Origin of the sequence: Herbiconiux sp. A18JL235 (genome assembly GCF_040939305.1) — a bacterium.
Taxonomy (GTDB): Bacteria; Actinomycetota; Actinomycetes; order Actinomycetales; family Microbacteriaceae; genus Herbiconiux.
The window spans coordinates 2613192-2632431 of sequence record NZ_CP162511.1 but is presented as its reverse complement, the minus strand read 5'-3'; the positions used below and the strand labels follow the sequence as shown (position 1 = coordinate 2632431).

Sequence of the window (19240 nt, the reverse complement as noted above, 5' to 3'; positions counted from 1 at the left end):
CCGGGGCGCCGCGCACGATCAGAAGTGCGTGGTGCCCCAGACCGGCGCGACCGGGGCGAGCAGCGTGCGCGCACGCAGCGCGGCCCCGGGGACGAGCTCGCGCAGACGGCCCGCCGCGGAGAGTACGCGCGGGTCGACGCCGCCGAGGTAGAGCGACCCGAGGTCGGCGACGTCGAGCACGAGATCGGCGCCGCCAGCTCCCGCGTCGGCGCCGCGGGGCGTGAGAACCGCGGTGCCGACACCGTCGTCGACCCGGAGCGCGAGCCGACCGTCGGCGTGACCGAGCGCATCCGTGATGTCGATGGTCAGGTCGCCGGTGGTGCCCGGCACATAGGCGCGGGCGGCGAAGGCGCGTGCCGGGTCGAGCACGCGGATCCACAACCAGTCGTCGACGCCGGTGGCCTTCACCACGCGCCAATCGGTCAGGGCCCAGCGCAACGGGTCGTCGACGGGCGCTGCGTCCCAGGTCACGCGCTCCACCAGGTCGAGCGATCCGAGGAACTCCCAAAGACCGAGGTACGCGTCGCCGGTGGCGGCCACCAGGTCGACGATCTCGACCGTGTGCGGCGTGGTGTCCCAGCCGGTGAAGCGGTAGGAGACGTACCCGTCGACGGTGTCGGAGTCGTCGAGGTGCACGGCCGCACGCACCTCGGGGGCGTCGTCGCGATCGTCTCCCTCGAGGCCGGCGGTGCGGCTCCAGTGGCGCGAAAGGCGCGTGATCGAACCGGGTCGCCCGGCGTGGAAGCGGGCGAACACGCCGGGGCCGAGCTCGGCGAGCGAGGCGGGCTCGACGAGCTCACAACGCCCGGCGGGCGCGGTGGCGAGCCGGAACCGGGAGTCGGTCGTGACCGTGACGGCGTTCACCTCGGTGGCGACGCCGAACCCGAAACGGCGGTAGATCGTCGCCTCCGACACCGTGAGCGCGGCGAGCATGTGACCGTCGGCGACGGCGCGCTCGAGATCGGCGAGCATCATGCGCCGCAGCAGGCCCCGACGGCGGTGGGTGGGGCGCACCGTCACCGCGGAGATGAGGTTCGCCCGCACCGATTCGCCGGCCCCGGTGGAGAGCTCGCCGTCGAAGCTCGCGAAGGTCGCCACGGGCACCTCAGGGCCGTACGCGGCGGGGGAGGTCGACGCCTGGTAGACGCCGGTGAGGCGCTGCGCGTCGGCGACCAGGTGGCGGGCTCGGCGGTCGAGAATCGTCTCGGTGCGACGGGGCTCGTAGAAGCCCTGCGCCTCGGCCTCGATCCACTCCCTCGTCGCTGCGTCGGCGTGCCCGTCGGCGTCGACGGCGGCGGGGAACGTGCGGATCTCCGGCTCGGCACCGGTACGTGGAGTCATGCATCCAGCGTGGCATACTCGGGTCATGACAAAGGCGTCACACAGGCACTCCCTGCCGTGGTTCACAGCCACCAGCGGAGTCGCCACCTTTCTCGCGAGTTCCCTCTCGACGCAGCTGCTGCTGTCGACATCGCCCCGTCCCGATGCGCACAGCTGGACGGTCACCACCCAGGCGAGCCTCCAGATCGCCCTGGCGTTGGCCCTGTTCTCGTCGATCGGCACCGTGCTCGGCTGGTACGCCGGCGCACGGTCGCCCGCCCTGCTGCCCACGACGGCGGCGGTACTGACGGGCGTCGCCTCGGCGCTGTTCGTGATCGTGACGGGCATCGTCACGGCAGCGGCCCTTATGCCCGACTTCTGGCTCGTGCTCTGGACCGTGCCGATCCCCGCCGCGGCAGGTGGGCTCGCCGCCGGGGTCTCGGTGCTGCGGGCCCGACGCGGCGCTGAGACGCCCGCGGGGCGGGGCGAGTCCTCCTCCTCGTCACCGCCGCTGGTCGAGCGCTTTCGCTGAAGGGTGATTGCGGCGGCGCATGATTGCGGCGGCGTTGCCGCCTCACGCGACCCGCGTAGGCGCGCCTGACGGCTCGCTACCGTCGGGGCATGAGTCGTCGCCGCATCCCCGTTTCCGTTCGCCCGATCCGCGGATGGAGCGCCGGTGTCGCGGTCGCCGCAGCCGCCGTGCTCGCCGTCGCCTCGGTGCTCTGGGCGGTCTCCGGTCGCTCAGCGCGAGTGCCGTTCGACTGGCTGGGGCTCCGGCAGACGGATGCACGGCCCGGGCCGAGCGGGCAGGATGGGAGCATGGTCTCGAACTTCTCCGGCGGACACCTGCTCATCATCCTCGCCGTCGTGGCGGTGATGGTGCTCTTCGTCGTGGCCATCGTGAGCATCGCGCGGGCCGACCGGGCGAGCGGGGTGGAGCGGGCGTTGTGGATCCTGATCGTGCTGCTGTTCCCGCTGCTCGGGCCCATCCTGTGGTTCGCCGTGGGGCGGCCGAGGGTCGGCAGCTGGAGCGGGAGCGGCAGCGGCGCCTGAGGCACGGGCCGCGGGCCGTGAGCCGCAGCGCGCGGGCCGCGGTCGCGCGGCGCGGCTGAGACGTCGTTGCTCAGACCCGCGCGGGCGGCGCCACGAGCGCCACGTGGGCCTCGGGCCAGCTGCCGGTGAAGAAGCCTGCCGCGCCGTCGACCGAACCGCCCTCCCTCGGCTCGCCGACGAGTGCGATCACGTCGACCGTGTCGAAGCTCTCCTCGATCGACCACACCGCGTCGGTGAGGCTCAAGAGATCGGGATGCGCGACCTCGACCGGCAGGACGGCGTCGGCGTAGTCGTTCACGAGCAACGCGAACGGTGCGGCGTCGCGGGTGATCACCGCCACCCGGTGCCGGTCGGCGAGCAGCCGTTCCGCCAGGACCCTCGTCGCGTCGCCGTCATCGCTCACGATGCACCAGGTCTGTGCCATTGTTCCGACCTCCTCCGAGGCGGGCCGGCCTGCGAGGCGGGCCCGTCGACGTTCGACGGCCCGGGGGTGGGACGTCGTGTGACGATCCTCCTCGGCGGCGCGACCGGCGACATCCTCCTCAGGTCCTATCCCGGTCGAGACGGGTGGCACGACGGTACCGTCGCCGGCGGGGCGCGGCGCGGCGGGGCGCGGCGCGGGCTGCATCGTGCGGACCAGCGCGGCGTGGCGCGGGCTGGGGCTGCGCGGCGCAGCCCGGCCCCGGTCAGGGCAGCAGGGCGAGCTTGCCCCCGGGGTGCTGCTCCTTCAGCAGCCGCAGGGCCTCGAGCGCGTCGTCGAGCGGGAAGGTGCGGGCGAGCGGCACCACGAGCTCTCCGCGCCCGGCCAGCTCGATGAGCTCGGCGCGCACGCGGTCGCGGTAGACGGCGCTCGCCGGCATGGCGCCCGCGATCACCCGGAATCCCTCGCCGCGTTCGGCGGCGCGCGCCATCGCGGCGATGCTCACGATGCGGTCGCGGTCGGCGACGAGCTCGAGCGACACGTCGATCGCCTCGTCGGTGCCCACCGCGTCGAGCGCGGCGGCGATGCCCTCCGGCGCAGCCTCTCGCACGCGCTCGGCCAGTCCCTCCCCGTAGGCGACCGGAGTGCCGCCGAAGCGCCGCACCACCTCGAAGTTCCCCTCCGATGCGGTGCCGACGACCCGAGCGCCGACGAGGGCGGCCTGCTGCAGAACGCTCACGCCGACGGCTCCGGATGCTCCGTGCAGCAGCACGGTGTCGCCGGCTCGCACCGTCGTCACGTCGAGCATCTCGGAGGCCGTGGTGCCGGCCAGCAGCAGGTTCGCGGCCTCGGGGAAGCCGAGCGACGCGGGCTTCGCGAACACGTCTTTCGCGGGGACGGTGCGCGCCGAGGAGTACCCACCGCTGATGCGGAACGCGAGCACCTCGTCGCCCACGGCGCCGCCGCCCGATGCGATCTCGGTGTCGGGCCCGATCGTCGCGATCACCCCGGCCACCTCGTACCCGACCGCGATCGGGAGCTTCGAGCGATCGGTGCCTGAGGCCACGTGCTTGAAATCGGCGGGGTTCATCCCCGCGGCGCGCACCTCGATGGTCACCTCACCGGGGCCGGGTGGGGGGACCTCCGTCTCGACCTCCTCGAACACGTCGAGGTCTCCGAAGTCCTGAGCGATCCACATGCGCGCCATGCGTCCCACCCTAGACTCGGTGGTCGTCTCCGCCATCGGAGGAGCCCGCACCAGGTCGGGAGTCGCCGCCCGTGCCCTCGGCGGCGTCGGTGCCGCGGCGTCGCGCCCGCACCACGATGAGCGCGGCCCCCAGCACGACGACGATGATCGCGATCACGACGACCGGCAGGATCGCCGATCCGGTCTGGGCAAGCTCCATGGACTCCTCCTCGAACGCGTCCCCCCAGCCTAGAACGCCCCGCCCCCGCCACGCCCGGCCCGCCCGCCCTTCAGCTCCCCACACGCCATAATCGACTCATGACACCGGGGGAGCATCTGCACGACGACACACCGACAGAGGTCGCGGCCGGCCCCGCACATCCGCTGCCGCCCCTCGGCTGGTACCCCGACCCTCAGACGCCTGGCCGTGAGCGCTGGTGGTCGGGCGCCGAGTGGACCCGGTACACCGCGCGCGACGCGAACAAAGGACTCTTCGGTGCCGCGTATGAAAGAGCCTTTCGCGGCGGCGCCAACACCGCGGCACGGTGGGCCCGAGTGCTCGGCTTCGTCGGCTTGATCATCCTGCTGTTCACCCTGCTGGTGATCGTCTTCATCGGGCAGACCCTCGACGAGGGGTCGCCTGTCGCGTTCTTGAGCACCTATATCTCGGGTCTTTTCGGCCTCGTCGTCGTCGGCCTCATTCTGATGCTCGCGAGCATCGTGTTCGGCGCTCTCGGCATTCGAGACTCGCGGACCAAGGGCGGTTTCGCGCTGGCGCTGAACAGTCTCCTCGCCGACGTCGCTGTCGTGCTGATGGTCGGTGCTCTCGCCGTCCTGGTGATCCTTCTGCCGTAAGCCGACGCGCGCAGCGTCGCGGTCAGGGGCGGTCGGTAGAGTGGCGGCATGAGCGAGCAGCAGACGCGCACGGTGAGCATGTCGTTCGGGGAGGCGATCGCGAACGGGTTCCGCAACTACGCTCAGTTCGAAGGGCGGGCGCGACTTGCCGAATTCTGGTGGTTCTTCCTGTTCGTGACTCTCGTGGGCGTGGGGCTCGGAAGCCTCGACTCCATCGCGCCGTCGTTCCTCACCATCGGCTCGGGCCTCGCCGGCCTCTGGTCGCTCGGCACGCTGCTGCCGACCCTGGGCCTCGCCGTGCGGCGACTCCGCGACGGCGGCAACTCCTGGTACCAGCTGTTCTGGCTCCTGGTGCCCATCGCCGGAGTGATCGTCGTGGTGCTGCGGCTGTGCGACCCCAGCCGCTCCGCCTCGAGGGCGCCCGACGCGCCGCGCATCTGAGCCCCGAGGGCGCAGGCTGCCGGCGCGACGGCCTCAGCGGCTGAAGAACGACGAGTCGGTCAGCAGCGCGAAGTCGCCGCGCCGCTCGTCGACCGAGCGCGAGTCGGAGTGCGGCGCAGCCGGTCCGTCGTGCGAGGAGGCGAGGGCGGCGGCGACGACCGCCCAGACGATGAGTGCGCCGACGATGACGATGAAGAAGAGCATGAGCCGAACCTTTCGTGAAGGGCTTTCGATGTCTTCACTGTCCTCGCTGAGGCGGGCGCGGCTCATCGGGCTGTCGACGTAGATTCCCGACCCGGGCATCCGCTCGCCTAAGGCCCCGCCTAAGACGCCGAAGGGGGCCGGATGCTCGGCATCCGACCCCCTGTGAACGAGCGTCTACGCGGCCTGCGCCAGGAGCGGCGCGCCGCTGCCCGCGGTGACCACGAGCCCGCCGTCGCGGGCGTCGATCGTGACGGCCCCGCCGTCGACGAGCTCGCCCGAGACGAGCAGCTCGGCCACGGCGTCGTCGACGTTGCGCTGGATGACCCGGCGCAACGGGCGAGCGCCGTACTCGGGCTCGTACCCGGTGTCGGCGAGCCACTCGACCGCCGCATCCGTCACCGTCGCGGTGATCTCGTGCGCCGCGAGCCGGGCGCGGGTGGCGCCGAGCAGCAGCGACACGATCTCGCGCAGCTGCGCCTTCTCGAGCTTCTGGAACAGCACGATCTCGTCGATGCGGTTGAGGAACTCGGGCCGCATCGCCTCGCGGAGCTTGCCCATCACCCGGTCGCGCAGCGCCTTGTCGCTGCCGAACCCGGTGGTGTCGCCGGGCGTCTGGGCCACGAAGCCCATCGCCCCCGACCGCGAGGCCAGGAACTCCGAACCGAGGTTCGAGGTCATGATCACCACGGTGTTACGGAAGTCGACGGTGCGACCCTGGCCGTCGGTGAGCCGCCCGTCGTCGAGCACCTGCAGCAGCAGGTTGAACACGTCGGGGTGGGCCTTCTCGATCTCGTCGAACAGCACCACCGAGTAGGGGTTGCGGCGCACGCGCTCGGTGAGCTGCCCGGCCTCGTCGTAGCCGACGTATCCGGGAGGGGCGCCGACCAGGCGCGACACCGTGTGGCGCTCGCCGAACTCCGACATGTCGAAGCGCAGCATCGACTCGGCCGACCCGAACAGCGACTCGGCGAGCGACTTGGCCAGCTCGGTCTTGCCGACCCCGGTCGGGCCGAGGAAGAGGAACGACCCGATCGGCCGCCGCGCGTCACCCATACCGGTGCGGTTGCGGCGGATGGCCTTGGAGACCACCGTCACCGCGTCGTCCTGACCGATCACGCGATTGTGCAGCTCGCCCTCGAGGGCGGCGAGACGGGCGCGGTCGACCTCACCGAGGCGTGACACCGGGATGCCGGTCGCGCGCGAGATCACCGCGGCGATCTCCGCCTCGTCGACCACGGCATCCGTGTCGATGCCGCCCGCGGCGCGCTCGGCGGCCACCCGGCGGTTCACCGAGGCGGCCTCGGCGAGCTGGTGCTGGATGTCCTCGATCTCGTCACGGATGCGCGACGCCTCCTCGTAGTGCTCGGCCGAGACGGCGGCGTTCTTCGCGCCCTCCAGGGCGGCGAGGTCGGCCATCAGCGACTCGGTGTCGACGAGCGCCGGCACCTTGCCGAGCGCCAGCCGCAGCCGTGCGCCCGCCTGGTCGATGAGGTCGATCGCCTTGTCGGGAAGGAAGCGGTCGCTCACGTAGCGCGCCGACAGCTCGACCGCCGCGGTGAGCGCGGCGTCGGTGTAGGAGACGCCGTGGTGCTCCTCGTAGGCCTCGCGGAGACCCTGCAGGATGAGCACCGCATCCGTCTGCGACGGCTCGCCGACGGTGACGGGGGAGAAACGGCGCTCGAGCGCCGGGTCCTTCTCGATGGCGCGGTACTCCTTCAGCGTCGTGGCGCCGAGCAGGTGCAGGTCGCCGCGGGCGAGCCGGGGCTTCAGGATGTTGCCGGCGTCCATACCGCCCTCGCCGGAGCCGCCGGCCCCGACGACGGTGTGCACCTCGTCGATGAACACGATGAGCTCGTCCTTGTGGGCCGAGATCTCGTCCATCAGCTTCGTGAGGCGCTCTTCGAAGTCGCCGCGGAAGCGGGTTCCGGCGAGCATGGCGGGCAGGTCGAGCGCCACCACGCGCTTGTCGCGCAGCTGCTCGGGCACCGTGCCGTCGACGATCGCCTGGGCGATGCCGTCGACGATTGCGGTCTTGCCGACACCCGCCTCGCCGACCAGCACCGGGTTGTTCTTGGTACGGCGGGAGAGGATCTCGACGGTCTGCTCGATCTCGTCGAGCCTGCCGATCACGGGGTCGAGCTCGCCGCGGCGGGCGCGCTCGGTGAGGTCGGTGCCGAAGCTGTCGAGCGTGGGGGTGTCCGACTCGGGAGTCGCCTGGCCGGCCTGGCCGGAGGTCGCTCCGGCGGTTCCCGCGGTCGCCTGGGCGGACGCGGCCTCCGTGCCCTGCCGCATGCCCTCCTGGAGGGCCTCGGGGGTCACGCCGGCCTGCGCCAGCACCTGGCCGGCGGGGGAGTCCTGGTTGATCACGAGGGCGAAGAAGAGGTGCTCGGGGTCGATGTAGGTCGAGCCGGATGCGCGAGCGACCTGGTAGGCGTGGAACAGCGCCCGCTGGGCCGACGGGGTGAGCGCGGGCTGCACCACGCGGTCGGTGCTCGCCGCGGGCAACCGCAGCTCGGCGGCCTCGGCGATGGCGCGCGGGTCGGCCCCGACACGGCGGATCGCATCGGCAGCGGGCTGCAGGGGCGCGATGGTGCGCAGCACGTGCAGGGCGTCGAGCTCGGAGTGACCGTGCTCGATAGCGTAGGCGCCGGCCTGGGAGAGGAGCTCCTGGGTGCGGCGGCTGATCAGCTTGCTGAGGTCGATGGAGCGCCCGGCTCGCGCCGCGCGCTGCTCGCCCTCGAGGTACCGGGCGAGGAACTCGTCGAAGGAGTTGCCACCGGTCTCTGCGGGGTTGGGGTTCTCGGGCACGAAACCTCCTGGGTTGAAACTTGAGTGCCTTACGCTCAAGTTCAACGCCGGGGGCTTCGTTCTATTCCCGGGAGAGGCCGCCGTTCCCGGGAGGATGCTGGGAATGCCGTCGGGCTGCCGGGAGATCGCCTCAGGGGTGGAACAGCGGGGCGATCAGAGAGATTCCGTAGAGAACGGCGGCCACCCCCACTGCGAAGCAGGCGTAGGCACCTGCTGTCGCGGCCGGCGGTCTGGTCTCGCGCGACTCGCCGGCGCCGAGCAGTCGCAGCCCGAGCGAGTAGGTGGCCACCACGAGCACGCTCGCCGTGAGCGCCACGACGAAGACGAGCACGAACGATCCCCAGTCGACGCCGAGGAACTGCCCCTCGCCCGCCGCCTCCTCGGCGGCCCGCACCGCGGTCACGAGGCACTGAACTGGCGTCGTCGGGTTCATGCCGTCACCTCCTTCTCGTCGCGCGCATCCGTTCGCGAGCTCTCGTCGTCGACGTCGTTGACGTTCTCGTGGGTCACCGGGTGGCGCCGAGCCAGCAGGAAGAGCGTGAGGGCGGCGCCGGCACCGAGCACCGCCACCAGGATGAGGCCCAGGATGCTCGAGGTCGCCGCCCAGGCCGCCACACCTCCCACGAGGGCCGCGGCCGGGAGGGTCACACCCCAGGCGATGGCGATGCGGCCGACGACACCCCAGTGCACCGACGCGAGCTTCTTGCCGAGGCCGGCGCCCACGATCGCCCCCGAGGTCACCTGGGTGGTGGAGAGGGCGAAGCCGAGGTGCGACGACACCAGGATGGTGGCTGCCGAGCTGGTCTCGGCGGCGAAGCCCTGGGGTGAGCTGATGTCGGTGATGCGCTTGCCGACGGTGCGGATGATGCGCCAGCCGCCGAGGTAGGTGCCGAGGGCGATGGCGAGGCCGCAGGCCAGGATGACCCAGAACTGCGGGGCGCCGCCGGAGTCCTGGTAGCCGGCTGCCACCAGGGTGAGCGTGATGACACCCATGGTCTTCTGCGCGTCGTTCGTGCCGTGGGCGAGCGACACCAGCGACGCCGAGACGGTCTGGCCGTGCCGGAAGCCCTTCTCCGAGCCGCGACTTCTCGCCTGCTTCGTGATGACGTAGGCGAGGTAGGTGGCGGAGAGGGCGATGACCCCGGCGACCACGGGAGAGATGATCGCCGGCAGCACGACCTTCGACAGCACCACCGGGAAGTTCACGGCGCCGAAGCCCGCGCCGATGATCGCGGCGCCGATGAGGCCGCCGAAGTGGGCGTGGGTGGAGCTCGAGGGGAGGCCGAAGTACCAGGTGGTGAGGTTCCACAGCACCGCGCCGACGAGGCCGGCGAAGATGAGGCTCGGGGTGATCTCCATCCCGTTGTCGCCCTCGTTGATGATGCCGTCGGAGATGGTCTTCGCCACCTCGGTCGACAGGAACGCCCCGACCAGGTTGAGCACCGCCGAGATTCCCACCGCCACCCGGGGCTTCAGGGCGCCGGTGGCGACCGAGGTCGCCATGGCGTTCGCGGTGTCATGGAACCCGTTCGTGAAGTCGAACACCAGAGCCACCACGATCACCAGGATCACGGTGATGAGCACGTCCATCGCTGTCCCCTCCCGCGGCCGGTCGGTCGCACAGGCCCTGTCTAGCCCCGGCGGTTTCCCGTGCCACCGGGGGCGGGGGTGAACAGCTCGTGAACTCGGGTGGCATCGGGCATGATCGGGGTATGAGCGATCTGCCGCCGTATCCGTCCGTGCCGCCGACCCCGCCCGTGCCGCCGAACCCCCCTGCGGTGCCGCCGACTCCGCCGTCGGGCGGGCCGGCGCAGCTCGGTGTGCCCGGGCCGCAGCCCACGGCGACCCGGCAGTCTTCGCCTGCACCTTCACCTGCTCCTCGGCCGGCTCCTGCTCCGGCGAAGAGGAACGGTCTCGGGGTCGCCGCCCTCATCCTCGGCATCGTCGCCTTCGTGGGCGCCTTCATCCCGCTGTTCAACTACCTGGCGCTCCTCATCGCGCTCGCCGCCGTCATCGTCGGCATCATCGCCGCCATCAGCGGCCGCGGGCGCGGGCTCGGCGTCGCGGGCTCGATCATCGGCTTCGTCGCGCTGCTGGCCGCCATCGTGATGGCCGTCGTCTACACCTTCGTGTTCTTCGGCAGTCTCGTGAACTCGGCGCTGCACGACAGCGGGCTGACCTCCGAGACGGTGCCGCTCGTCTACGAGGTGGAGGGAACCGGCACCGACGTCGACATCACCTACACCATCTCGATCGGCGGGGCCCTCACCACGCAGCAGGCGCTGGCTCAAGACCTGCCGTTCGAGAACTCGCTCGAGGTGCCGTTCGGGGGAGCCGACAGCTACGCCAGCTACACGATCACGGCGGTGAACGGGGCCGACGGCGGCGACGTCACCTGCCGCGTCACGCTCGACGGCCTGGTGATCGCCGAGGAGACCGCCTCGGGTGCCTATGCCACGGCGAGCTGCACCGGGAGTGCGGCCGAGCTGCTGTCGCGATGACGGCCACCCTCGTCGCGAAGGGGCTCTCCGGCGGTCACGACCACCGCATCCTGTTCAGCGGGCTCGACCTCGTCGTGGCGCCCGGTGACGTCGTAGGCGTGGTGGGAGCGAACGGGGCCGGCAAGTCGACGCTGCTGCGCATCCTGGCCGGCATCGATGCGCCCGCCGAGGGGGAGGTGTCGCTCGCGCCCGCCGACGCCTTCGTGGGCTGGCTGCCGCAGGAGCACGAGCGGATGCCCGGTGAGACGGTGGCGCAGTACGTCGCGCGGCGCACGGGCGCTGCGGCGGCGACCGCCGAGATGGACGACGCCGCCGAGGGACTCGCGTCGCCCGAGCCGGATGCCGGCGGGGTGGACCCTGCCGACCGGTACTCGGCGGCGCTCGAACGGTGGCTCGCGAGCGGCGCCGCCGACCTCGAAGAGCGGTTGCCGGTCGTGCTCGCCGAGCTCGGCCTCGAGGTCTCCGCGGAGGCGCTCATGACCTCGCTCTCGGGCGGGCAGGCGGCCCGGGTGGGGCTCGCCGCCCTGCTGCTGTCGCGCTTCGACGTCGTGCTGCTCGACGAACCCACCAACGACCTCGACCTCGACGGTCTCGACCGGCTGGAGGCGTTCATCCGAGGGCTCCGCGGGGGAGTCGTGCTCGTCAGCCACGACCGGGAGTTCCTCGCCAAGAGCGTCACCAGGGTGCTCGAGCTCGATCTCGCCCAGGGCACGAACCGAGTGTACGGCGGCGGGTACGACTCGTTCCTCGAGGAGCGGGCGGTCGCGAAGCGGCACGCCCGGGAGGAATACGAGGAGTTCGCCGCGAAGAAGGACGACCTCGTCGCGCGAGCCCGCACGCAGCGGGAGTGGTCGAGCCAGGGGGTGCGCAACGCGATGCGGAAGGCGCCCGACAACGACAGGATCAGGCGCAAGGCGGCGAGCGAGTCGAGCGAGAAGCAGGCGCAGAAGGTGCGGCAGATGGAGAGCCGCACCGCGCGGCTCGACGAGGTGGAGGAGCCGCGCAAGGAGTGGCAGCTGCAGTTCACCATCGGCGCGGCCCCGCGCTCGTCGAGCGTCGTGGCGACGGTGTCTTCTGCGGTGGTCTCGCGCGGCTCGTACACGCTCGGGCCGGTGTCGGTTCAGGTGGCGACGGGCGACCGCATCGGCATCACCGGGCCGAACGGGGCGGGCAAGTCGACGCTGCTGGCCCTGCTGCTCGGGAGGGTTCAGCCCTCGGCCGGCAGCGCATCGCTCGGGTCGTCGGTGGCGATCGGTGAGATCGACCAGGCGCGAGCCGTGCTCGGCGACGCGTCGGCGCCCTCCCTCGCCGCGGCCTTCGAGGCGCAGGTGCCCGAGTGGCCGGTGGCCGAGGTACGCACCCTGCTCGCGAAGTTCGGCCTCAAGGCCGACCACGTGGGACGGCCGGTCGCCGAGCTCTCGCCGGGTGAGCGCACCCGGGCGGGGCTGGCACTGCTGCAGGCGCGCGGGGTGAACCTGCTCGTGCTCGACGAGCCGACGAACCACCTCGACCTCCCTGCCATCGAGCAGCTCGAGCAGGCGCTCGACTCCTACGACGGCACCGTGCTGCTCGTCACCCACGACCGCCGCATGCTCGACACCGTGCGCCTCACCCGCCACTGGCACGTCGACGCCGGCCGCCTCACCGAGCGCTGACGCGCATCCCCACCATGGACAGGCCGTTCAGGAAGGGGGAGGGGGTCACCCGTAGGGTGGGGGTATGAGCGAGGAGAGGGGCCGGCCGGCCGGCCGGGGGGACTCGCTCAAGCACTTCAGGCTGCTGCCGCGCCGCAAGCTGCCGGTGATGCCCGATCGCGGAGAGCGGTGGGGCGGGCTGCTGCGCCCCGCGACCCTCGTCGCCGCCGGGATCGCGGCCGTGATCGTCGCCGTGGTGTTGATCGGAGTCGCCACCGTGCGACCCGACACCCCGACCACCCTCGACGGCGTCACCGCCGAGGTCACCACGCAGATCGACGGGCTCGTCGCCCTGCTCCCGGAGGATTCTGCCCCTGCGACGGATGAGGAGAGCGCGGTCGTGCAGGCCTGTCCCGACGGCAGCGCCGAGGAGCAGGCGGCCGTCACCCGCGTGCTCGGCGGGGTGACGGGCCTCGACCCCGCCGCCTGGTCGGACGAGGTGAAGCAGCACTACGAGGCCGACGGCTGGTACGTGACGACCGACAACCCCGCCCCTGCCGACGACGGAGGCGGCCAGGCCGCCGCCCCTGGAGGTGCGACCGCCGCTCCCGGCAGCGTGACCCTCGAGCTCATCGGCAAGGCCCTCGTGCCCATGACCGTCGTCGCCGCCCCCGACGGCGACGGCTCGACGACCCTCACCATCACCAGCGAGTCCCGCTGCACCCACACCCCCTGACCCGACGACTTCCTCGAATGTGAGGGATGCGGGTCACGCTGCACCTGCCTCCCTCGTGCGACGACTTTCGTGCGGACAAAGTCCGTCCGAAACCACGTTCCGACGGACTTTGTCCGCAAGAAAGTGAGTCCGCTTCGGGAGGGAGGGCGGCTACCGCGGCGGGGCGAGGCGGCGCGCGATCTCGCGGGCGGTGCCGGCGGGGTCGACGCCGTGGTCGCGCGACTCGGGCACGACGACGAGCTCAGCGGTGGGGATGGCCGCGGCGAGTCGCTCGGCGGCGGCCACGAGCAGGGGGAAGGTGGGGTCGCCGCGGAGGATCGTGAGGGGTGCCGGCACGGCGAGCATGGCGGCGGTCGGGGTGGAGACCGCACGGGTGAGCAGCGCGTCGTAGACCACCGACTGGGCGAGCGGCACCAGGGAGGCGAACATCGGGCTCGACCGGATCTGCTGCACCACGGCCTCGGGCAGCCCCACGGCTTCGCGCTGGAACAGCGTGACCGCGTCGTCGGAACGACCCCCGTCGATCAGCGCCTGCAGCCGCTCGGGCAGGTCGGCCGCCGGCTCGTCGACGCCGAAGTGGAACGGCGGCTCGGACAGGAACAGGTGCCGCACGGGAACACCCTGCCCGGCAGCGAGGAGTGCGAGCACGGCACCGGAGGAGTGCCCGAGCACCGCGGCGTCGCCGCCCACGGCCTCGATGACGGCGGCGAGGTCGTCGGCCTCGCGCTCGGGCGCGTAGGCGGCGGGGCCGGCGTCGCCGCTGTCGCCACGACCGCGACGGTCGACGATGACGCCCCGGAAGCCCGCCTCGGCCAGTGCCGCGGCGAGCGGCGCGCCCGCGGCGGCGGTGGAGAAGGCGCCACCCACGATGACGACAGGTGGCCCGTCACCCGTCTCGGTGTAGGCGATGCTCGTTCCGTCGGCAGAGAGGGCTGTGCTCATGACGTAAGTACAGCATCCGCCACCGACACCGGCACGTGACGGATCGACCCTCGGGCACCGCCTAGCATGGAGTCGACCCCATCCGACGGGTTCACCGACGGAGGGAGACGACGATCGTGCGCGCGACGACACCAGGCGAGGCGGCAGGCGGCGCCGGAGCCGACCCCCGACAGCTCACCACGCTGACGGCCCTCCGTTCTCCTGTGCTCCTCAGCCGCGAGGTGCTCGCCGGCATCGTGACGACGCTGGCCCTGGTGCCCGAGGTCATCTCGTTCTCCGTGATCGCGGGTGTCGACCCGATCGTGAGTCTCCTGGCCTCGGTGGTGCTCGCCCTCACCATGTCGGTGCTCGGCGGCCGGCCCGCGATGGTGACCGCCGCCGCGGGATCGGTGGCCCTCGTCGTCGCGCCGATGGTGAAGGAGCACGGCGTCGAGTACCTGCTTCCCGCCGTGCTGCTCGCCGGCATCGTGCAGATCGCCTTCGGCGCCCTGGGCTTCGCGCGGCTCGCCCGCTTCATCCCGCGCAGCGTGATGATCGGCTTCGTGAACGCCCTCGGCATCCTCATCTTCGTGGCGCAGGTGCCGCACCTGATCGATGTGCCGTGGGTGGTGTACCCCCTCTTCGCCGCCACCGTGCTCATCGTCGTGCTGCTGCCGCGCTTCACCAAGGCGGTGCCCGCGCCGCTCGTCGCGATCGTCGTGGTGACCGTGATCGTGGTGGTCGCGGGGCTCGACGTGCCCGACGTCGGCGACGAGGGCGCGATCGGCGGGGCCCTCCCCGGCCTCACCCCGTGGCTCGTGCCGTTCGACCTGCAGACCCTCGGCATCGTGCTGCCCACCGCGCTCAGCATCGCCTTCGTGGGCCTCATGGAGACGCTGCTCACCGCCAAGCTCGTCGACGACATCACCGACACCCGGTCGCAGAAGAACCGGGAGTCGTGGGCGCTCGGCGTGGCGAACATCCTGGCCGGCTTCTACGGTGGCATCGCCGGATGCGCGATGATCGGCCAGACCGTCGTCAACGTGAAGATGGCGAGGGCCCGCACCCGCATCTCGACCTTCGTGGCCGGGCTCGTGCTGCTCGCCCTGGTGACGCTGCTGAGCGACGTGATGGCGCGCATCCCGATGGTGGCGCTCGCCGCCGTGATGATGATCGTGGCGCTCACCACCGTCGACTGGCACAGCGTGCGGCCCTCCACCCTGCGACGGATGCCTGTGCCCGAGACCCTCGTGATGGTGCTCACGGTCGTGGTCGTCGTGGCCACCGGCAACCTCGCGCTCGGCGTAGCGGGCGGCGTGCTGCTCGCGATGGTGCTGTTCGCCCGGCGGGTCGCCCACGTCATCTCGGTGACCAGGGTGGTGACCGGGGAGGGTGAGGATGCGGTGGCCCGCTACGCCGTTCACGGCCCGTTGTTCTTCGGCAGCAGCAACGACCTGGTCGAGCGCTTCTCCTACGCCATCGACCCCGAGCGGGTGGAGATCGACTTCAGCGACTCGCAGATCTGGGACGCGTCGAGCGTCGCCGCACTCGACGCGGTGATCACCCGCTTCGAAAAGCACGGGGTGGCTGCCGTGGTGACGGGTCTCGACGACCGCAGCCAGCTCTTCCACGGGCGGCTCTCCGGCCACTTGGGCTGAGCACGCCCGCCGCTCGAATCGGCCGCAGGGCTCGGGGAGACCTGGGGCTCAGGCGCCGAGCGCGCCCTCGATCTCGGTGACGATGTCGGCGGGTGCGTCGGTGAACGCGACCTCGGCGCCGTGCTCGCCGGGCTCGAGCGGCTCGAGGGTGGCCAGCTGGGAGTCGAGTAGGGAGGCGGGCATGAAGTGGCCCGGGCGGTCGCCGAGCCGCTGCTCGAGAACCTCGCGCGGGCCGGTGAGCACGACGAAGAACACCCCGGGTGCCTCGGCCCGGATGAGTTCGCGGTAACGGCGGCGGAGCGCCGAGCAGGCGACGACCAGGCCGCCTGACGCGTGCTCGCCGAGCGTGCGGCCCACGGTCTCGAGCCAGGGCAGGCGGTCGTCGTCGGTGAGGGGGTGCCCGGCCGACATCTTCTCGATGTTCGCCGCACTGTGCAGGGAATCGCCGTCGATGAACGGAACCCCGAGCGCGGCGGCGAGTTGCGAGCCGACCGTCGACTTGCCCGAGCCCGACACCCCGCCGACGACGACGAGCGGCGGGTGCGAGGGCGTGCGCGAGGAGGCCGGAGCGGCGGAGGCGGTGGTGCTGGGCGCTGTGTGTGGCTCGGTCATCGGGTCAAGGTTACCGGGAGCATCCGATGCCGGATCGTCGGCGGAGGGGGAGGCTGGGGAGATGACCGACACCAGTGGAGACCCGTACGAGATCGAGACCGAGCTGGGGCCCGACGGCCCCGTCGAAGTGGGTGACACGGCGGAGGACGACGATGACGACGCCTCCGCCCACGACACCGACGCCCCTTAGGCGGGCGTCGGCCGCCACCGCTTCGGGTTGGCGGCGGCCAGCTCCGCGGGGATGGTGCGTCGCACCTGCGGGCGGTACCAGAGCAGGTAGACCAGCAGCACGAACAGCGAGTTCGCCAGAAGCGGCAGGTAGGCGTTCACGGCTCGCAGCCACGGCCCGCCGATGACGGCGTCGTTGAAGGAGTGCAGGGCTGCGGCGACGAGGAACGCGCCGATGATCCAGGCCGCCACCGATCGCCGTCGGGAGACGGCCAGCCAGATCAGCGCCGCGGCACCCACCGTGATGAACGGGTGCATGAGTTCGACGACGGTGCGCTCGAGCGTGGTGAGCACGGGCCCCAGCACCGCGATGATGGCGTCGGCGTCGGCCTGGGTCGCGGCGCCGGCCGAGCTCGACGCCGACGGGATCGCCTCGTTCGCCACGTACATGGTGCCCTCGACGACGCCGAACAGGGCGGCGCTCACGAAGACCATCCACACGCCGAGGCGCGGCTCGCGCAGGATGCGCGGACCCGCCGCAAGCAGGATGAGCGGAAGCGCGAGCTTCATCGCCTCCTCGATCGGCCCCGCGAGCACGAAGGAGCCCTCGGTCGAGCCGAGGAACCCGGGGATGTGCCCCGCCGACAGCTCCACCACGAGGGCGACCACGAAGGCGAGCACCCCCGACGCGACTCCGAGCCAGGTCGCCGCCCGTCGCCCGGTGAGCGAGCCGACGGCGAGCAGGCGGTGCAGGCTCACGCCTGCCGCGACCAGGGCGGCGCCGCAGGAGAGGAAGCCGCCCGCGGCGAAGAGCAGCCTGTTGTGGCCGAGCGCCCCTCCGGTGCCGGCCACCACGAGCCCGACGATCACCCCCGCGAGGGCGATCCAGACGGCGGGGTGCGAGCGGCGTACCCTCGGTGGGGCGGCGGATGCTGTGGTCGACATGACAGTAATGAACCACATCGGCGAGGTGGGCCGCGGGAGGCTACGGGGTATCCCGTCACCGGACCGCCGCAGCCGGAGCGTTGCTGCCGATTGCACGGCGATTGAGCGAGGTGCAACCGCCCACCGGGGTACCCGTCTTCTTCCTACCGTCGGAGCATGACTTCAGATCGCATCCTCTTCACCCGACTCGCCCGGGGCGGCGGCGTCGCCGCCCTCGGGGTGTCGCTCACCCTCGCCCTCACGGGCTGTTTCTCGATCGGCACGCCTGGCGCCTCCGGCGGCGGCTCGGCCTCCGGCGGCTCCTCGACGGGCGTCGGCTTCGACGACGTGCAGTCGGCGGTCGTGCAGATCGAGGCCGTCGGCACCTTCGTCTCGCCCGAGGGCGCTTTCGAGGGCGCCGGCCGCGGCTCGGGCTTCGTCATCGACCCGAGCGGCCTCGTCGTCACGAACAACCACGTGGTGGTCGGCGCAGGCACGCTCAAGGTGTGGCGCGGCGGCGACCAGTCGGAGACGCTCAACGCGAAGGTGCTCGGCTCCAGCGAGTGTCTCGACCTCGCCGTCATCGACCTGCAGGGCGACGGGTACCCCACGCTGGGCTGGCACGAGGGCGGGATCCCGACGGCGATGGACGTGTACGCGGCGGGCTTCCCGCTCGGCGACCCGACCTTCACCATGACCCGCGGCATCGTCTCGAAGGCCGACACCGCGCAGGACACCCCGTGGGCGAGCCTCGACCACACGATCGAGCACGACGCGCGAATCCGGCCCGGCAACTCGGGCGGGCCCCTCATCGACAGCGACGGCCGCATCGTCGGCGTGAACTACGCCGGCAACGACCAGTACGACCAGAACCTGGCCATCCACCGCGACGAGGCGCGCGACGTGATCGAACGGCTCGCCGCCGGCGAGAGCGTGTTGAGCCTCGGTGTGAACGGCACCGCCCTCGTCGACGACAGCGGCCAGGGTCTCGGCATCTGGGTGAACTCGATCGCCTCGGGCTCCGCCGCCGATGTGGCGGGGGTGGAGCCGGGCGATCTGCTCACCCGCATGGAGGGCGTGGGCCTCGGCGCCGACGGAACTCTCTCCGATTACTGCGACGTGCTGCGCACCCACGGGCAGGACGCCACCCTCTCGGTGGAGCTGTACCGCCCGAGCGACGGCGTCTACTACGAGGGCCAGTTCAACGGCACCGCCGTCGAAGCGGTGACGGTGCTCGGCGACGCCGGCAACGCCGGCGACGCCGGGGGCAGCGCCGGCACGGGCGGTTCGGGCGGAGGCACCGACCTCGCCGACTTCGAGACCGTCGTCGACGAGACGCAGGGCCTCGCCGTCGACGTGCCGACGGCCTGGGCCGACCGCGACCTCTCCCCCTTCACCGACGGCAAGGGCAACACCTACAAGAGCATCGAGGCCTCGACCGACCTCGCCGCCTACCAGAACGGCTGGAGCGTGCCCGGCATCTCCGCCCTCGCCTCCGACACCGCGGTGTCGAACACGACCCCGCAGGACTGGCTGCAGCTCGTGACCCCGTACCTGCAGGAATCGGGCTGCCGGCTCTCCACCTCCGACAGCTATGAGGACGGCGCGCACACCGGCGTGTTCGACTACTGGGTGGGCTGCGGCGAGACCGGCGCCGACTACCTCATGGTCTCCGCCGTCGCGAACGACGGCAGCTACCTCATGGCGATGGCCGTCACCGCGCTGAGCGAAGACGACCTCGGGGCCATCGACCGCGCGGTGGGCAGCGTCATCGCGAGCTTCGCGTGAGCCCGGCCGC

21 protein-coding genes are annotated in these 19240 nt (G+C 71.8%); 10 read left to right on the top strand and 11 right to left on the bottom strand.

Annotated elements, in window-relative coordinates; all coding sequences use genetic code 11:
* Positions 1 to 18 precede the first annotated feature (18 nt).
* Positions 19 to 1341 carry a GNAT family N-acetyltransferase gene (locus ABFY20_RS12300; protein ID WP_368496538.1) on the bottom strand — a complete coding sequence of 441 codons (1323 nt, stop codon included), beginning with the start codon at positions 1339 to 1341 and terminating at the stop codon, positions 19 to 21.
* A 25-nt stretch (positions 1342 to 1366) separates the two neighbouring features.
* On the opposite strand from ABFY20_RS12300, the gene ABFY20_RS12295 reads away from it, so the two are divergent.
* Complete coding sequence (locus tag ABFY20_RS12295) at positions 1367 to 1852, top strand: hypothetical protein (protein ID WP_368496537.1); 486 nt, start codon at positions 1367 to 1369, stop codon at positions 1850 to 1852.
* A gap of 89 nt (positions 1853 to 1941) precedes the next feature.
* A complete protein-coding gene (locus ABFY20_RS12290) occupies positions 1942 to 2373 on the top strand; it encodes a PLD nuclease N-terminal domain-containing protein (RefSeq protein WP_368496536.1) in 432 nt (143 codons plus the stop codon).
* 70 nt (positions 2374 to 2443) lie between these two features.
* On the opposite strand, the gene ABFY20_RS12285 is transcribed toward ABFY20_RS12290, so the two are convergent.
* The 3 genes from ABFY20_RS12285 to ABFY20_RS12275 form a co-directional block, all read right to left on the bottom strand.
* A complete protein-coding gene (locus ABFY20_RS12285; protein WP_368496535.1) occupies positions 2444 to 2797 on the bottom strand; it encodes a hypothetical protein in 354 nt (117 codons plus the stop codon).
* Between the two features lie 262 nt (positions 2798 to 3059).
* The gene (locus tag ABFY20_RS12280) at positions 3060 to 4001 is read right to left on the bottom strand and encodes an NADP-dependent oxidoreductase (protein ID WP_368496534.1); all 942 of its coding nucleotides are present in this window, start codon (positions 3999 to 4001) and stop codon (positions 3060 to 3062) included.
* A gap of 10 nt (positions 4002 to 4011) precedes the next feature.
* Complete coding sequence (locus ABFY20_RS12275) at positions 4012 to 4200, bottom strand: LPXTG cell wall anchor domain-containing protein (protein WP_368496533.1); 189 nt, start codon at positions 4198 to 4200, stop codon at positions 4012 to 4014.
* A gap of 98 nt (positions 4201 to 4298) precedes the next feature.
* On the opposite strand from ABFY20_RS12275, the gene ABFY20_RS12270 reads away from it, so the two are divergent.
* Both ABFY20_RS12270 and ABFY20_RS12265 read left to right on the top strand, forming a co-directional pair.
* A complete protein-coding gene (locus ABFY20_RS12270; RefSeq protein WP_368496532.1) occupies positions 4299 to 4835 on the top strand; it encodes a DUF2510 domain-containing protein in 537 nt (178 codons plus the stop codon).
* A gap of 48 nt (positions 4836 to 4883) precedes the next feature.
* Entirely contained in the window at positions 4884 to 5276 is a 393-nt protein-coding gene (locus ABFY20_RS12265) for a DUF805 domain-containing protein (protein WP_368496531.1), read from the top strand.
* Positions 5277 to 5309: 33 nt separating this feature from the next.
* On the opposite strand, the gene ABFY20_RS12260 is transcribed toward ABFY20_RS12265, so the two are convergent.
* From ABFY20_RS12260 to ABFY20_RS12245, 4 genes are all read right to left on the bottom strand, one after another.
* Positions 5310 to 5480, bottom strand: a complete 171-nt coding sequence (locus ABFY20_RS12260) for a hypothetical protein (RefSeq protein ID WP_368496530.1) — start codon at positions 5478 to 5480, stop codon at positions 5310 to 5312.
* A gap of 174 nt (positions 5481 to 5654) precedes the next feature.
* Positions 5655 to 8288, bottom strand: coding sequence for an ATP-dependent Clp protease ATP-binding subunit (locus tag ABFY20_RS12255; protein ID WP_368496529.1), 2634 nt, complete (start codon positions 8286 to 8288; stop codon positions 5655 to 5657).
* Positions 8289 to 8418: 130 nt separating this feature from the next.
* A complete protein-coding gene (locus ABFY20_RS12250) occupies positions 8419 to 8721 on the bottom strand; it encodes a hypothetical protein (RefSeq protein WP_368496528.1) in 303 nt (100 codons plus the stop codon).
* Positions 8718 to 9878, bottom strand: a complete 1161-nt coding sequence (locus ABFY20_RS12245) for an anion permease (protein WP_368496527.1) — start codon at positions 9876 to 9878, stop codon at positions 8718 to 8720. The genes ABFY20_RS12250 and ABFY20_RS12245 overlap by 4 nt, the downstream gene beginning before the upstream one ends.
* Positions 9879 to 10000: 122 nt before the next feature.
* On the opposite strand from ABFY20_RS12245, the gene ABFY20_RS12240 reads away from it, so the two are divergent.
* From ABFY20_RS12240 to ABFY20_RS12230, 3 genes are all read left to right on the top strand, one after another.
* Complete coding sequence (locus ABFY20_RS12240) at positions 10001 to 10789, top strand: hypothetical protein (protein ID WP_368496526.1); 789 nt, start codon at positions 10001 to 10003, stop codon at positions 10787 to 10789.
* A complete protein-coding gene (locus ABFY20_RS12235; protein ID WP_368496525.1) occupies positions 10786 to 12444 on the top strand; it encodes an ABC-F family ATP-binding cassette domain-containing protein in 1659 nt (552 codons plus the stop codon). The genes ABFY20_RS12240 and ABFY20_RS12235 overlap by 4 nt, the downstream gene beginning before the upstream one ends.
* 64 nt (positions 12445 to 12508) lie before the next feature.
* The gene (locus ABFY20_RS12230; protein ID WP_368496524.1) at positions 12509 to 13159 is read left to right on the top strand and encodes a hypothetical protein; all 651 of its coding nucleotides are present in this window, start codon (positions 12509 to 12511) and stop codon (positions 13157 to 13159) included.
* A 150-nt stretch (positions 13160 to 13309) separates the two neighbouring features.
* On the opposite strand, the gene ABFY20_RS12225 is transcribed toward ABFY20_RS12230, so the two are convergent.
* Positions 13310 to 14101 (bottom strand): alpha/beta fold hydrolase, encoded by a 792-nt coding sequence (locus ABFY20_RS12225; protein WP_368496523.1) that lies wholly within the window; start codon positions 14099 to 14101, stop codon positions 13310 to 13312.
* A 116-nt stretch (positions 14102 to 14217) separates the two neighbouring features.
* Between ABFY20_RS12225 and ABFY20_RS12220 the strand changes: the two genes are divergently transcribed.
* Positions 14218 to 15738, top strand: a complete 1521-nt coding sequence (locus ABFY20_RS12220; RefSeq protein ID WP_368496522.1) for a SulP family inorganic anion transporter — start codon at positions 14218 to 14220, stop codon at positions 15736 to 15738.
* Between the two features lie 48 nt (positions 15739 to 15786).
* On the opposite strand, the gene ABFY20_RS12215 is transcribed toward ABFY20_RS12220, so the two are convergent.
* Positions 15787 to 16350, bottom strand: coding sequence for a gluconokinase (locus tag ABFY20_RS12215; RefSeq protein WP_368496521.1), 564 nt, complete (start codon positions 16348 to 16350; stop codon positions 15787 to 15789).
* A 61-nt stretch (positions 16351 to 16411) separates the two neighbouring features.
* Here ABFY20_RS12215 and ABFY20_RS12210 point away from each other — a divergent pair, with 61 nt between their 5' ends.
* Positions 16412 to 16540: a hypothetical protein gene (locus ABFY20_RS12210; RefSeq protein ID WP_368496520.1), complete on the top strand. Its 129-nt coding sequence runs from the start codon at positions 16412 to 16414 to the stop codon at positions 16538 to 16540.
* On the opposite strand, the gene ABFY20_RS12205 is transcribed toward ABFY20_RS12210, so the two are convergent.
* The gene (locus tag ABFY20_RS12205) at positions 16537 to 17463 is read right to left on the bottom strand and encodes a PrsW family glutamic-type intramembrane protease (RefSeq protein WP_368496519.1); all 927 of its coding nucleotides are present in this window, start codon (positions 17461 to 17463) and stop codon (positions 16537 to 16539) included. The two genes, ABFY20_RS12210 and ABFY20_RS12205, sit on opposite strands and share 4 nt — an antisense overlap.
* Before the next feature lie 156 nt (positions 17464 to 17619).
* Here ABFY20_RS12205 and ABFY20_RS12200 point away from each other — a divergent pair, with 156 nt between their 5' ends.
* Positions 17620 to 19230 (top strand): S1C family serine protease, encoded by a 1611-nt coding sequence (locus ABFY20_RS12200; RefSeq protein WP_368496518.1) that lies wholly within the window; start codon positions 17620 to 17622, stop codon positions 19228 to 19230.
* Positions 19231 to 19240: the final 10 nt, after the last annotated feature.

Excerpts from the sequence above, each read along its gene's own strand:
- ABFY20_RS12300 (WP_368496538.1), bottom strand. The coding sequence starts at position 1,341 with ATGACTCCACGTACCGGTGCCGAGCCGGAGATCCGCACGTTCCCCGCC.
- ABFY20_RS12295 (WP_368496537.1), top strand. The coding sequence starts at position 1,367 with ATGACAAAGGCGTCACACAGGCACTCCCTGCCGTGGTTCACAGCCACC.
- ABFY20_RS12290 (WP_368496536.1), top strand. The coding sequence starts at position 1,942 with ATGAGTCGTCGCCGCATCCCCGTTTCCGTTCGCCCGATCCGCGGATGG.
- ABFY20_RS12285 (WP_368496535.1), bottom strand. The coding sequence starts at position 2,797 with ATGGCACAGACCTGGTGCATCGTGAGCGATGACGGCGACGCGACGAGG.
- ABFY20_RS12280 (WP_368496534.1), bottom strand. The coding sequence starts at position 4,001 with ATGGCGCGCATGTGGATCGCTCAGGACTTCGGAGACCTCGACGTGTTC.
- ABFY20_RS12275 (WP_368496533.1), bottom strand. The coding sequence starts at position 4,200 with ATGGAGCTTGCCCAGACCGGATCGGCGATCCTGCCGGTCGTCGTGATC.
- ABFY20_RS12270 (WP_368496532.1), top strand. The coding sequence starts at position 4,299 with ATGACACCGGGGGAGCATCTGCACGACGACACACCGACAGAGGTCGCG.
- ABFY20_RS12265 (WP_368496531.1), top strand. The coding sequence starts at position 4,884 with ATGAGCGAGCAGCAGACGCGCACGGTGAGCATGTCGTTCGGGGAGGCG.
- ABFY20_RS12260 (WP_368496530.1), bottom strand. The coding sequence starts at position 5,480 with ATGCTCTTCTTCATCGTCATCGTCGGCGCACTCATCGTCTGGGCGGTC.
- ABFY20_RS12250 (WP_368496528.1), bottom strand. The coding sequence starts at position 8,721 with ATGAACCCGACGACGCCAGTTCAGTGCCTCGTGACCGCGGTGCGGGCC.
- ABFY20_RS12245 (WP_368496527.1), bottom strand. The coding sequence starts at position 9,878 with ATGGACGTGCTCATCACCGTGATCCTGGTGATCGTGGTGGCTCTGGTG.
- ABFY20_RS12240 (WP_368496526.1), top strand. The coding sequence starts at position 10,001 with ATGAGCGATCTGCCGCCGTATCCGTCCGTGCCGCCGACCCCGCCCGTG.
- ABFY20_RS12235 (WP_368496525.1), top strand. The coding sequence starts at position 10,786 with ATGACGGCCACCCTCGTCGCGAAGGGGCTCTCCGGCGGTCACGACCAC.
- ABFY20_RS12230 (WP_368496524.1), top strand. The coding sequence starts at position 12,509 with ATGAGCGAGGAGAGGGGCCGGCCGGCCGGCCGGGGGGACTCGCTCAAG.
- ABFY20_RS12225 (WP_368496523.1), bottom strand. The coding sequence starts at position 14,101 with ATGAGCACAGCCCTCTCTGCCGACGGAACGAGCATCGCCTACACCGAG.
- ABFY20_RS12215 (WP_368496521.1), bottom strand. The coding sequence starts at position 16,350 with ATGACCGAGCCACACACAGCGCCCAGCACCACCGCCTCCGCCGCTCCG.
- ABFY20_RS12210 (WP_368496520.1), top strand. The coding sequence starts at position 16,412 with ATGACCGACACCAGTGGAGACCCGTACGAGATCGAGACCGAGCTGGGG.
- ABFY20_RS12205 (WP_368496519.1), bottom strand. The coding sequence starts at position 17,463 with ATGTCGACCACAGCATCCGCCGCCCCACCGAGGGTACGCCGCTCGCAC.
- ABFY20_RS12200 (WP_368496518.1), top strand. The coding sequence starts at position 17,620 with ATGACTTCAGATCGCATCCTCTTCACCCGACTCGCCCGGGGCGGCGGC.